The organism is Sulfurospirillum sp. E15m (assembly GCF_059415145.1).
The window spans coordinates 547,233-560,314 of sequence record NZ_JCAHZS010000001.1 but is presented as its reverse complement, the minus strand read 5'-3'; the positions used below and the strand labels follow the sequence as shown (position 1 = coordinate 560,314).

Below are 13,082 nucleotides of genomic sequence, written 5' to 3'. Positions count from 1 at the left end.
GTAATTTATTGTTTTTGATCTGTTGTCTCTTTGGAAAAATTATAACTTAAACTGCCCATAGGATAAAGATTAAACATCAACATAATACCCTTTTTATTGACGGAATCAATCGTTGAGCTTGTTAATTTAGGCAAAGTTGAGTCTTTATAGACCAAAGAGTAATCCCAGCATTTTTTCACTTTTTTAATACCGATACTCCACGATTTAAAAACATCATCTTGAATATCATAATTTACGGCACTAAACAGTGTAATATTTTCCCAATAGTTCGTTTCTGCAGATAATGTCATATAGCTATAACTTTTATTGGCAAGATTGTACTCATAGCTACTGTCTATATATGTGTGTCTTAGTGATACTTTGTACATTGGTTCTTGATAATTGATTGAAATCTGATTGCGAGAAAGCTGGCTGTATTGATTTGAATAGTTGGTAATATCTCCTATATAGAGATGATCGTCAATATAGTATTTGATATCATTCTCCAAATCGCCATATTTATAACTTCGATCATTGTAATAAACTTGTTTGAGTGAATGGCTAAGCACTTTATCACCGTCCATATTATAAAAAAACTGTTTGAACTTTAATGCTGTGCTTTTTTCTTCTAACTCTAAAGGAATCAAATCTTCATTGGTGATAGCACTATTAAATTTATACCACGTACCTTCCGTTTTATGATAACTTGGCAAAATATAGTCTACTCCAAAATACATAGTATGTAAAAAATTATCATATGCTTTTGCAATATCCGTATATGCGCTAAATTGATGGTAATTACTAAAGTGTTGTCCGTAACCACCCTCTTCTTCGCTACCATAAGAGATATGAGTCATATAGATATTTTCTGACGCACTAAGATGCAAGTAATCTTCCAATGCAGAGTAATACAGCGTTAATGGTGTGCGCACTTCATTTTGGAATGCTGTGGTTCCTTCTTGCCTCGTATAATTTTTTGCTTTATAATCAACAGAATAGAGTAAATTATTAAATAACAGTGGCGATAAGAAATGGTGATAATGAAGTGTTGGTAACTCTTGCAAAGTATCAGCATTAGACGTTTTTGAGGTATCAATATAATATTTTGCATATAAACCGAAATAGTCTTGATCACGTTTAACATAATAATTAAGTTTTGAAATTGCAAGCTTATCATAAGCAATAGATTCATTATCCAGAGTATTATAATAGTCTATGTCATTAAGATAGTTGATATCTAACCAAAGACCGTCTTCTATTTGATCATATTTTTGGCTTAAAAGTGCGCTACGATCATATTGAGCGTGCAATCCATAATGTGAACTATTTTTTAAATTTTCATCCTGAGCATAGCCACTTTGTTCTTTAAAATATCCAGCAGTAATCTCACCTTTGGAGTAAGGAGAATCCACAAAACGATACGTTTCATGTAAACCTTCTCCTCGATTAGTGCGAATCTGTGGACGCAATTCCAAATCCCAATCAACGGCAGGTGCAAAGTAGATCGGCTGCATATAATAAAATCCCTCAGAGCCACTCATCCCAAAATCAGGTCTTAAAAGACCTGTGCGTCTTGTTCTATCCGTCGAAAATGCAAAATAAGGTAGATAAAAAACAGGAATATCATCCGCATAGAAAACAGGATTATAAAGATGTAACCATTTACTCTCTTTATTAAATTCTCCCGTCGTAAAAGCTATTTTCCAATCAGGGTCTTGCGTATTACAACTTGAAACAATAGATTTTTGAGCAATATAAGACTCAGGATTTAAAATTGCATTTTCACATTTTAGCCATATTTTTGAATCCTCATCAAAGAAAAACATTGGATCGGAAGCACCTTTGTTTGTCTTTAAATTCAGCTTTGTATGACCACTGCGTGAAGCATAATTAACACCCTCAAGTATTGTAATATTGCCAAACAACTCTAAATCACCTGTTACATAGTCATAAAAGGCTTCATCGGCGGTAATAAGGTATTGAGGACTGTATAAAACAACATTGCCAACAGCATGAGCCACATTACCATCTTTGGTAACGGTTTTAGCTAATACTTCAACATCTTGAGGAGATTGTGCAAACAAACTCCCAACAAATAATAAACTCAGTAGCAGTTGTTTAACGCGCATTGACAACCAATGTATTGGCAACTCGATCATGCCATGTCTCTCGTTTTGGATTTAAAAAAGCCCATAGGAAACCTAAATAAAAAAGTGATTCACTGATAATTCTAAAAGCAGAACGTGTTAAAGCAACAACAAAATTCGGATTTTCTAAATCTGAGGTAGCAATGACACGAATTTTCATAGCAATACGGCCAATCGTTGCACCGTACATCCATATAAAAAAAGTTTGATACAACACTTTAATCACGACTAAATACCCAAATAAACTATTGACAATACCAATTAATTCTTCCGTACTCACATTTGCAGGCATTTGGTCAAGATAAATTAAGGAGAAAAGAACAGAGATTAGAATCTCATCAATCATATAGGCCATCCCTCTTTTCTGCAAAGAGGCTAACGTCAAATTTTCATTTTCAAACTTTTCAATTAACTCTTCATTCGTCATTGTTTCAGTGCCTGATATGCAATATCACTTCTAAATTGTTTGCCAGCAAAATGGACTTGCCCGCAAAGCAGATAAGCACGATCACGAGCTTCTTTGATACTATCGCCCACGCCAACGCATAGAAGCACGCGCCCACCTGTTGCAAACAATTTGCCATCTTCAAGGCTGACACCGGCATAAGAAATATGTGTATTTTCAAGTTCTAAATGTGCCGTTTTATCCACGATAATTTCAGCAGGCTTTGAATTACCATACGGATAATTCTCACTTGCCATCACAACAGCAATCGCGTATTTATCATAAAACTCTATCGTTAAATTTTTAAGGCTTTTTGTTGCTGCTTTATAAAAAAGTTCACTCGCAGGCGTTTTGAGTAACGGCATTAAAATTTCACACTCAGGGTCACCAAAACGAACATTGTATTCTAAAACAATGGGCTCACCTTTAACAATCATTAACCCAATAAATAAAACACCCTCAAACGGAGCATTTTCATTTTGCATTCCAAGCAATGTAGGCTTAACAACGCGTTCCTCAACTTTTTTATAAAGCGTATCATCAATCAATGGCGTTGGAGCGTATGCGCCCATACCACCTGTATTGGGTCCAATATCATTATCTTTCAGACGTTTATGATCTTGTGCTGCGGGAAGAATTTTATAATCCACACCATCACAAACCACAAATAAAGAGAGTTCATACCCATCTAAAAATTCTTCAACAACGACACCTAATCCCGCATCGCCAAAACTTTTTCCACTGAGCATATCAGCAACGGCTTCTTTGGCTTCTTCTTTACTTCCAGCGATAATGACACCTTTACCTGCACATAAACCATCGGCTTTCACGACGATAGGAAGGTCTAAAGTATCAATAAAATCATAAGCTTTTTGCGCATCGCTGGTTTCAATAAACTTCGCGGTTGGAATGTGATAACGAGAGAGGAAATTTTTCATAAAGATTTTTGAGCCTTCAAGTCTTGCCGCTGCTTTTGAAGCACCAAAAATGACAAGTCCTTTAGCTTTAAAAATATCGACAATGCCATCCACAAGAGCAGTTTCCGGTCCTACAACGGTTAAATCAATACCATTCTCTTTAGCAAAATCTGCCAATGCTTCATAATCTTTATAGGTAACATTGTGTCCAAGTTGTGGCGTTGCACCATTTCCCGGTGCGAAAAAAAGTTCTGTAACTTTTGGGTCTCTTTTGAGTGCTAAACCTATAGAATATTCTCTGCCGCCACTACCAACAACCATTACCTTCATTCATTATCTCCAAAAATTTACATGTAAAACCCAAGTGAGCGTTCCGTGATTGAAGCGGCCCTAATAAGCCAACTTCTGGGAATTGACCTTTTCTTTAGGCTGCAATTTCTCGCTTTGTGAAAAGCTCAAATGAAACCACAGACACACCAAAAATGTACAAAATTCCGCTTCTACTAATTGTTGGACCCTCATGAAAACGGTTATCGCTTCACCCAGGCACTCGAAACTATATATCATTATAAATAAATTTAGCTTCTAAATACCTTTTGCTAAGGCAATGCAAGACGCTATTGACTGCTCAGGAGCAAGAAAATATTTTACATGTAAAGGCAGAGCGGCGGCTGTTTTTTCACCAATCACAATGGCACGATAACTCTCGTCCCACGGAAAATTTTTAAAAAAACAGTGAACGGTTGAAGGCGATGTAAAAATCAGCTTAGACTCTTTTAAAGGCGCTTTTTCAATCGGGTAAGTTTTACACACTGTTTCATAAACAATACGTTCTTCAATAGTAACATGATGTTTCAATAAGATAGAAAACAATGACGATGAAACCTCTTTTGCTCTGGGAAACAATACGCGTTTATGCTGAAGTAACGGAGCGATAGTTTGAGCAAAGATGTCGCCATATGACTCTTTACATGTAAATACCACATTGCCGCCAACATGATTGATGAAAGAGGCTGTTCCTTCACCAATGGCATACGCATCTTTATTTTTCCAGTCCGCATGCATACGTTCCAACGCCTTGACGCTGTTTTTAGAGGTAAAGACAATTGCATCATACGATGACGTATCTAGGGGTGTTAAATCATAGCAGATTTCGAACAAGGGCAGATGCTCTACCCCCTCATACGCTTTATCGCTGAAGAGGTAGATCATCTTCTTTTATTCCCATTCAATCGTTGCAGGTGGTTTAGAAGAGATGTCATATACGACACGGTTAATGCCATTGACTTCGTTGATAATACGTCTAGAAATATTTTCCAAAATGGTATGAGGGATATGTGCAAATGTTGCTGTCATACCATCTGTTGCATCAACAATCCTGACACAAATTGTATTGTCATAGGTTCTATTGTCGCCCATAACACCCACACTTTTGACATTTAAAAGTACGGTAAAAGCTTGCCATGTTTTTTCATAATAGCCGCTTGAACGCAATTCTTGTAGCATAATAACATCCGCAGCTCTTAAAAGCGTTAAATCTTCTTTCGTCACTGCTCCCATAATGCGTATTGCAAGACCGGGACCTGGGAAAGGATGGCGAGAAAGCATATCTTTTGGAAGGCCTAATTCAGCACCCAACGCTCTAACTTCATCTTTAAAAATTTCGCGAAGCGGTTCGATGAGTTCAAACGTCATCCAATCAGGTAAACCACCCACATTGTGGTGTGATTTAATTGTTTTTGAAGGCCCTTTAACCGAAACAGACTCAATTACATCGGTATAGAGAGTGCCTTGTGCTAAAAATTCAATGCCGTTATGTTTTTTTGCTTCTTCATCAAACACTTCAATAAATGTTTCACCAATAATTTTACGTTTTTTTTCAGGGTCACTCACGCCTGCTAAACGGCCTAAAAATTTCTCACTGGCATCTACGGTAATCAGCGGTACATTACGGCTTTTAAACATGGCTTCGACTTGCTCTCGCTCATGTGCTCGAAGCAACCCATTATCCACAAAAACGGAAACCAATTGATCGCCAATCGCTTCAGCCAAAAGTGTTGCGACAACGGAGCTATCAACACCGCCGCTGACACCACATAACACTTTTTTAGAACCCACTTTTTGTTGAATTTTGGCAATTTGTTCTTTCGCAAATGAACCCATATTCCATGTACTTTCACAGCCACAAATGTATTTCGCGAAATTTTTCAGTAGTTTTGAACCTTGCTCAGAGTGAAAAACCTCTGGATGAAATTGGAAAGCATACATGTTTCTTGTTTCATCGGCAATGGCAGCATACGGTGAATTTTCACTAAAGCCAATTTTTTCAAAACCACTTGGTAACGTCTCAACTCTATCACCATGACTCATCCAAACAATTTGACCGCAGGGCGTATCTTTAAAAATCTTATGATCACTTTCAAATTTAAGTTCAGCTTTTCCATACTCTTGATGCGTTGCAGGGATCACACTCCCGCCAAAATATTGCGTGAGCAGCTGCATACCATAACAAATACCTAAGATGGGTAAGCCAAGTTCATATACTTTTGTATCAGGATGGTATGAATCTTTGGCATACACGGAAGCTGGTCCACCGCTTAAGATAATACCTTTGGGATTTCTCTTTTGTATATCTTCGATTTTTTCATTGTAGGGTACAATTTCACAATACACACCGTTTTCTCTTAACTTTCGTGCAATCAACTGCGTGTACTGCGATCCAAAATCTAAGACTAAAATAGGGACTTCTTTCATCTATTTCCTTTACTAAAATATGCCAATAATTTCAAACTGAATATACCAAATAACAAGGGAGAGAATATATCCAGCCAACACGGTCCATGCATATTTCATATGCGTTCCAAATGTGTAGATACCTCTTAATTTTCCCATGACACCCACACCAGCGGCAGAGCCAAAGCTAATCAAACTACCACCGATACCTGCTGTCATTGTGACGAGTAACCACTGATCATCACTCATGGCAGGATTTGCTTTTAACACAGCGCTCATGACAGGAACATTATCGACAATGGCGGATAAAAAGCCTACACCGATATTGACCGTGGTTGCACCTGCGCTATCATACAATTTTGCAGCTAAATCTAAGAAACCTAAAAAGTGAAGTCCGCCAACAGCGGCTAAAATACCAAAGAAAAAGAGAAGTGTATCGTGTTCAATTTTGCTAATCGATTTAAAAACACTGATGTACTCATTTGAACGTCGTTTCAATTGATAGGTGTACAGTTTGAGCAAGGACAGACCAAATACCATTCCCCACATTGGCGGTATATGAAAAAGTTGTTGGCACAAAACAGCAGACGCAATCGTAATCACGCCTAAACCCATTACGACTTTACCCCCTTTTAAAATAACCACTCTTTGCTCAACGCTGGCATCAAAATGCGGTTTGGTATTAGGCACAGATAAAGAGAGCAACCATCCTGTTAGCAACCACCCTAAAAAAGCAGCAGGGAAAAGTCCAAAAAACTCAACAAAGCTTGCCTTATCCGCCATCCATGACATCAATGTGGTAATATCGCCAAAAGGACTCCATGCACCGCCTGCATTTGCACCAACTACAATGTTGATGGCACCTGGCACTAAAAATGATTTATCTTCTTTTTCAATTGTAATCAAAACCGTTGATAAAATTAACGCCGTTGTTAAGTTGTCAGCAACGGGGCTAATAAAAAACGCCAAAGTTCCCGTAAGCCAAAAGAGTTTTTTGTACGAATAGCCTTTTGAAACTAAATTGTATTTAAGTGCATCAAAAACACGTCTTTCAATCATCATCTCAATATACGTCATTGCCACCATCAAGAAGAAAAAGATTTCTGCAATTTCTAAAATCAAAGCATCCACTTCATGAGTCAGAGGTGCTGTATCAAGACCGTGAATAGTAAAATATGCACCGATTAAAATAAAGATGAATGTTCCCATGAACAAAGCAGGTTTTGATTTATTGATGTGGAATTTCTCTTCGGCTGCCACAATATAATAGCCCAAAAGAAAAATAATCAATGAGACGATTCCAACCCAAGACGTTGTTAAATCTTGACCACTTGAAGCCCAGATAGTATTTACCAGTGCTAACAAAAACAATACAATTTTCATATGCCATTCCCTTGCTGTATGTAGTGAGCGCCCAGCGAATCTTTTCGCTTGAGCGCACTTGTTATTATCTCTTTTGAGACCATTAATCGCAATCTCAAAAGCTTACCAATCGGTAATTTCAACATCGCTTCAACCCGTTGTTTCGCGCTCTTTAAACTCTCCTCTTCACGAAGTATACCCGCATAACACCACATTAAGTGGCGCAACTCATTTTTTAACTCTTTATCACCCTCTTCCATTAATGAACTCTCATGCTCGCTAAACTGTTTAAATTCCTTTGGTCTTGAAATGCTTTGACACATATCTTCTGCCACTCTGCGCGAAAAGACCAACCCTTCAAGCAATGAGTTACTAGCGAGTCTATTGGCACCATGCACTCCTGTATAGGCGCATTCACCTACTGCGTATAAATCTTTGACCTGTCCCACATGTCCATTTAAATCCGTTTTAATGCCTCCCATTGAATAATGAAATGCCGGAGAGATGGGAATTCTTTGCGTTGGGACGTTATAGCCTATATTTTTCATATTAAAATAGATACTCGGAAAACGTTGTTTAAAATGTTCGGGTTCAAATGAACTCAAATCCAAATAGACCTCTTTCCCGTTTTTTTGTTTGTATTTAAAGATAGCACGACTGACCACATCCCGTGGTGCAAGTTCTCCTCTTGGATCATAATCAAACACAAAACGCCTGCCCTCTTCATCCACAACTTTAGCGCCTTCGCCTCTAAGAGACTCACTAAGAAGCTGCTTGCGAACGGTATTGCTTAATACAAATACCGTTGGGTGAAATTGCATCATTTCCATATCTGCAAGCTCAATATCGTGGCTGAGGCAGATGCCTTGCATATCGGCACTGATGGTTCTTGCATTGGTATGGTATTCATACAACGAACCAACCCCACCGCTTGCTATCACGACTTTTTTGGCATAAAGATTGAAAACGGTATCGGCATGAAAAACGCGTACGCCATAGCACACATTATTGTCGATTAAAAGGTCTGTTACTTGAGTATTGTAAAGAATGGGAAAAGGAAGTTGTTGCATTAAAAAAAGATGAATATAGCGCCCTGTCGCATCGCCACCCGCATGTAAAATACGATTGGTACTATGCGCCGCCTCTTTGGTGTAGAGAAGATTGCCTTGTGCGTCCTTGTCAAAAGAGAAACCTTGCTCAATCAATCTTTTGATAGCCATCGGCCCTTCAGAACACAAAACATTGACGGCATCTTCATTGCAATGCCCAGCACCAGCGGCGAGCGTATCTTTTACATGTAAAGCAATATCACTTGCATCTTTAGCAACGGCAACGCCGCCTTGCGCATAAAACGTATTACATTCCCATGCATAATCTTTGGAGATCACAAGCACACTCAGTGATTTAGGAAGCGACAAGGCGGTATTCAGCCCTGCAATGCCTGTGCCAATAATCAAGACATCATAAGACGTTTTCATTTTGACATAAATTCGTTGTGTTTAGATGATTTTGACGGTTTTGTAGTATTGGCATCTTTGTAAACAGGGTCCGCTTTGTAACCACAGCCCAATAAGCTAAAGCCCAAACATGTTATAATTAAAACATGAAAGATTCTAAAAGTATAATTTCTCATTTAGTTCAACAACCTTCTTTGAAAAAATTTGAGCAGATGCGCTGTTATGAAAGATTGCTTGCTTTGCTACCTCAAAGCTTCACTTCCATGATACGGTTCGTCTATACAAAAAATGACACGCTCTTTTTTGTGCTCAATCATCCCTGCGCAAAAATGGAATTTAATTATAAACGTAATTTAATAAAGAGTCTATTAAAAGAGTTCAATGCACATTTTCCAGACTGTGCTTGTTTACATGTAAAAGATGTTCAAGCGTTCATTTCTAATAAACAAGACCATGAAGAAGACGCTTTAATACCCGCCTCATCGGAAATATTTTACCCAGAACAAGCGAATGGAACGTTTGAAAACACATGTGAAGACCCTAAACTTAACGCGCTCTTTGAAACGATTAAAGAAACCATCAAGAAACACCACCATTCATGCTAAGTCAAAAACTTAAAGACGCTCCTGAACAAGCAGGAATTTATCAATTTTTTGATGCATCGGGCATGCTGCTTTACGTCGGTAAAGCTAAAAACATTAAAAATCGTGTCAAAAGTTATTTTCGTTTTTCAGGTGCATTATCGCCTTCACCGACACTTTCACTGCGCATTACAAAAATGATACACGAAGTTGTGAATGTCGAATTTATCATTGTGCAGAGCGAACATGATGCTTTGATTTTAGAAAATTCTTTGATTAAGCAACTCAAGCCCAAGTACAATATTTTATTGCGCGACGATAAAACATATCCGTATATTGCGATTAATCTCGCAGAACCGTTTCCTCGCTTTGAGATTACTCGAAAAATTATCAATGACAAGCATATGAAATATTTCGGCCCACTATCGGGTTCGGCTAAAGCGCTGCTTGATGCACTTTATTTGGTATTTCAGTTGGTACAGAAGAAAGGGTGTCTTAAAGGAAAGAAAGCCTGTCTTTTTCATCAAATTCATCGCTGCCTTGCCCCGTGTGAACATAAAATCGATGTGCAAACGTATGGCAAAATTGTTCAAGAAGCACTGGACGCTTTGAATGATCAAAAAAAGCTGATGCACCTTTTACATGTAAAAATGGAAGAGGCGTCTATGAAGCTAAATTTTGAAGAAGCTGCCAAACTTCGAGACACGATTAACGCCATCAAAGATGCATTACATGTAACGCATGTGGAACTTTCAAAACTCGAAGATTATGACGTCTTCGCCATTGAGATGATTGAAAAAACCGCTGTAATTATGCGCCTTTTTGTACGCGGCGGCAAAATTGTTTCAACATCGCACACACTCATGCACAACGCGTATGGATTTGAAAAAGACGAATTGTATCAACGAACTCTTTTTGAATTCTATCATCCTATGAATCAAACGTTTGCAAAGCATATTTTAATTGCAGAACCTTTTAGTGAAGAAGCGTCTATGGTTCAATTCTTGAGTGAAAAATTCAATCAAAAAATCACCATAACAACACCGCAAAGAGGTGAAAAACTGCATCTTGTTTCTATGGCACGCGAAAATGCAAAAGCAATTTTATTGCAAAGTTTTACTAAAAATCATAGCTCCCTAGAAGAGCAATTGCAAAAACTTTTCGACTTAGAATCTCTTCCAAAACGCATCGAAATTTTTGATAATTCACACTTAGGAGGTGTTGCGCCTGTTGGAGCGATGGTGGTTTGGGATGATGGATTTGCCAAGAACAGTTACCGACGTTATGCGCTAGAACACAAAGATGAGTATGCACAAATGAAAGAGATGTTAGAGCGCCGCATCAATGATTTTGATAAAGAGCCTGCTCCTGATTTGTGGGTACTTGATGGAGGAGAAACGCTCTTAAAATTAGCGCAAACGTTGCTCAAAGAACGCCATGTTTCTGTTGATCTTTTAGCGATTGCAAAAGAGAAAAGAGATGCCAAAGCACACCGCGCTAAAGGAAGTGCCCACGATACTATCCACTCAAAAAATCAGTCCTTCAATCTTCCTCCACACGATAAACGCTTGCAATTTATTCAACGCCTTCGAGATGAGGCACACCGCTTTGCTATTACGTATCATCAACGTAAAAAACGCTCTAAAGATATGAGTCTAGAGCTTCTTGAAATTGAAGGCGTGGGTCAAGCAACTCTTAAAAAACTTCTCAGTTATTTTGGTACTTTTGACGCCATTTACAACGCAAGTGAAGAAGAACTTGAGGTCACAGTTGGTAAACGCATTGGCGCTAACATAGTACATTTCTTAAAAAAATAGCTTAGTTTTAAGTATAAGTGAGTTAAAATTGACTTTTTAACGTTCATTAAAGGATCTTCATTTGATACTTTACGATAAGAATGGTCTATTTCTGGGTATGGGCAACCAAGAGTTGTACCTTTTAGGGTATGAAGACATGGAAGAGTTTCGTAATTATCACAATGATTTTGCGGATCTGTTTGTGAACAAACCCGGCTTCATTTTTAAATTTAAAAATTTTTCGTGGATTGATTATGCACAGCACAGTGGCACGCCCAATAAACGCGTACTGATCCGAACAAAAAATGGTAAAGAAATCGAATCTGCCTTAAATATTACAGAGATTTTTCTGCCAAAAGAGATTAACGGATCATCCATCTTTTTTAGCGTCGAGTTGAGTAATGCTCCTTTTAAACACGACATACCAGCCACCTCTTTAACCACAGCAGACACCCGTGAAGAAACACCTATTCAAGTCCCTCAAATCAATGAAGAAGAACCCTCCTTAGCAGAAGACATGCCTATTTTCCCTTCACTCGATAGCACATTAACCTCTTTTGAGACTTCCACAATTTCACAGGATTATGAACCAGCGCTTATTACAATTGACGATGATGAACCTTTGATAAAATCCGAAACAGAAGATGCCATTTTTAAACCTTCTCTTTCGCCATCTGCAATTGACGATGGTTTTGATTTTAAACTTAAATTTGATCATACCATTCTAGAGACACCATCCAAAGAAGAGGAAGAAGAGCCCTCTGCGCCGATGCCCTTAGAGTATGATTCTATTGACCAAATCCAACCGACTGATTTAAAATTTGATGACATCTCCCTTGAGAGTTATCCTGAAGACCAACATGAAGATCTTTTAAGCGATCAAACACTGTTTGTTGAAGAACTCAGGGAAGAACAACCACTACCAACAATCCAAGAGGAACCGTTTGATTTATCCGAATGTGCCGATGAGTTAGGATTAGACATTAGCACGTTGGCTCAAATTATTGAAGAATACGTGGAAACACTCACTTCAACCATGCCATTACTTTTACAAGCCATCCAAGACAATAACCGTCATGAGGCGAAAGAAGAGATAGCAAAGCTCAAAAGTATTGCGCTACATTTGCATATCAATGCGCTTTATAACCATTTTGAGCATCTTGAAACCAGCCTTGATTTTGATACCAAAGAAGAAATTCTTCAGACGCTACACCATCTTCAAAACTCAGTTGCGTCATTTAAGGAAACCGTTTTATGAAAAAAATGTTCGTGTGCCTTTTAATTGTTTTTTCACCGCTTTTGGCCGACCATTTTAGAGACGCGATGCTTTCGTATAAAGCAGGCAATTATGCACAGGCTAAAGAGCTTTTTGAACTGGCTATCAAAAAAGAAAACTCCATACAAGGCTATTTTTATCTTGGAAAGATTTATCTTTATGGCGAGGGTGTGGAAGCAAATCCATCGCTTGCAATCCCTTATCTAGAACAAGCCGTTATGAAAGGAAATCTTAAAGCCAAATGTTATCTTGCAGATGCGTATCTTAAAAGTCATATTAAACATGATGAAGCTCTTGTCTTGTTAAAACAAGGGGCTAAAGACAGCGTTACATGTAAAGAGATTGCTTCAACTTACAATATCGTAATAAACAGTTAATATAAGGACGTA

At 38.1% G+C, this 13,082-nt stretch carries 11 protein-coding genes; 4 read left to right on the top strand and 7 right to left on the bottom strand.

Annotated features, from left to right (window positions below):
* Positions 1–5: 5 nt before the first annotated feature.
* The 7 genes from AC5SLP_RS02865 to nadB all read right to left on the bottom strand — a co-directional run bounded on the left by AC5SLP_RS02865 (position 6) and on the right by nadB (position 9,061).
* On the bottom strand, positions 6–2,108 hold the full coding sequence (locus AC5SLP_RS02865; RefSeq protein ID WP_495253616.1) for an LPS-assembly protein LptD: 2,103 nt from the start codon (positions 2,106–2,108) through the stop codon (positions 6–8).
* Positions 2,098–2,553, bottom strand: a complete 456-nt coding sequence (locus tag AC5SLP_RS02860) for an RDD family protein (RefSeq protein WP_495253615.1) — start codon at positions 2,551–2,553, stop codon at positions 2,098–2,100. The genes AC5SLP_RS02865 and AC5SLP_RS02860 overlap by 11 nt, the downstream gene beginning before the upstream one ends.
* Complete coding sequence (gene purD / locus AC5SLP_RS02855; RefSeq protein ID WP_495253614.1) at positions 2,550–3,818, bottom strand: phosphoribosylamine--glycine ligase; 1,269 nt, start codon at positions 3,816–3,818, stop codon at positions 2,550–2,552. The genes AC5SLP_RS02860 and purD overlap by 4 nt, the downstream gene beginning before the upstream one ends.
* Positions 3,819–4,073: 255 nt before the next feature.
* Positions 4,074–4,700: a uroporphyrinogen-III synthase gene (locus tag AC5SLP_RS02850; protein ID WP_495253613.1), complete on the bottom strand. Its 627-nt coding sequence runs from the start codon at positions 4,698–4,700 to the stop codon at positions 4,074–4,076.
* A 6-nt stretch (positions 4,701–4,706) separates the two neighbouring features.
* The gene (gene guaA, locus AC5SLP_RS02845) at positions 4,707–6,242 is read right to left on the bottom strand and encodes a glutamine-hydrolyzing GMP synthase (protein WP_495253612.1); all 1,536 of its coding nucleotides are present in this window, start codon (positions 6,240–6,242) and stop codon (positions 4,707–4,709) included.
* Positions 6,243–6,254: 12 nt separating this feature from the next.
* On the bottom strand, positions 6,255–7,604 hold the full coding sequence (nhaD, locus tag AC5SLP_RS02840; RefSeq protein WP_495253611.1) for a sodium:proton antiporter NhaD: 1,350 nt from the start codon (positions 7,602–7,604) through the stop codon (positions 6,255–6,257).
* On the bottom strand, positions 7,601–9,061 hold the full coding sequence (gene nadB, locus AC5SLP_RS02835; protein ID WP_495253610.1) for an L-aspartate oxidase: 1,461 nt from the start codon (positions 9,059–9,061) through the stop codon (positions 7,601–7,603). The genes nhaD and nadB overlap by 4 nt, the downstream gene beginning before the upstream one ends.
* 242 nt (positions 9,062–9,303) lie before the next feature.
* On the opposite strand from nadB, the gene AC5SLP_RS02830 reads away from it, so the two are divergent.
* From AC5SLP_RS02830 to AC5SLP_RS02815, 4 genes are all read left to right on the top strand, one after another.
* Complete coding sequence (locus AC5SLP_RS02830; protein ID WP_495253609.1) at positions 9,304–9,645, top strand: hypothetical protein; 342 nt, start codon at positions 9,304–9,306, stop codon at positions 9,643–9,645.
* Positions 9,639–11,438 (top strand): excinuclease ABC subunit UvrC, encoded by a 1,800-nt coding sequence (gene uvrC / locus AC5SLP_RS02825; RefSeq protein ID WP_495253608.1) that lies wholly within the window; start codon positions 9,639–9,641, stop codon positions 11,436–11,438. Before AC5SLP_RS02830 ends, uvrC begins: the two co-directional genes overlap by 7 nt.
* A gap of 61 nt (positions 11,439–11,499) precedes the next feature.
* Positions 11,500–12,675 (top strand): hypothetical protein, encoded by a 1,176-nt coding sequence (locus tag AC5SLP_RS02820; RefSeq protein ID WP_495253607.1) that lies wholly within the window; start codon positions 11,500–11,502, stop codon positions 12,673–12,675.
* Complete coding sequence (locus tag AC5SLP_RS02815) at positions 12,672–13,070, top strand: tetratricopeptide repeat protein (protein ID WP_495253606.1); 399 nt, start codon at positions 12,672–12,674, stop codon at positions 13,068–13,070. Before AC5SLP_RS02820 ends, AC5SLP_RS02815 begins: the two co-directional genes overlap by 4 nt.
* The last annotated feature ends 12 nt before the right edge of the window (positions 13,071–13,082 follow it).

Excerpts from the sequence above, each read along its gene's own strand:
- AC5SLP_RS02865 (WP_495253616.1), bottom strand. The coding sequence starts at position 2,108 with ATGCGCGTTAAACAACTGCTACTGAGTTTATTATTTGTTGGGAGTTTG.
- AC5SLP_RS02860 (WP_495253615.1), bottom strand. The coding sequence starts at position 2,553 with ATGACGAATGAAGAGTTAATTGAAAAGTTTGAAAATGAAAATTTGACG.
- purD (WP_495253614.1), bottom strand. The coding sequence starts at position 3,818 with ATGAAGGTAATGGTTGTTGGTAGTGGCGGCAGAGAATATTCTATAGGT.
- AC5SLP_RS02850 (WP_495253613.1), bottom strand. The coding sequence starts at position 4,700 with ATGATCTACCTCTTCAGCGATAAAGCGTATGAGGGGGTAGAGCATCTG.
- guaA (WP_495253612.1), bottom strand. The coding sequence starts at position 6,242 with ATGAAAGAAGTCCCTATTTTAGTCTTAGATTTTGGATCGCAGTACACG.
- nhaD (WP_495253611.1), bottom strand. The coding sequence starts at position 7,604 with ATGAAAATTGTATTGTTTTTGTTAGCACTGGTAAATACTATCTGGGCT.
- nadB (WP_495253610.1), bottom strand. The coding sequence starts at position 9,061 with ATGAAAACGTCTTATGATGTCTTGATTATTGGCACAGGCATTGCAGGG.
- AC5SLP_RS02830 (WP_495253609.1), top strand. The coding sequence starts at position 9,304 with ATGATACGGTTCGTCTATACAAAAAATGACACGCTCTTTTTTGTGCTC.
- uvrC (WP_495253608.1), top strand. The coding sequence starts at position 9,639 with ATGCTAAGTCAAAAACTTAAAGACGCTCCTGAACAAGCAGGAATTTAT.
- AC5SLP_RS02815 (WP_495253606.1), top strand. The coding sequence starts at position 12,672 with ATGAAAAAAATGTTCGTGTGCCTTTTAATTGTTTTTTCACCGCTTTTG.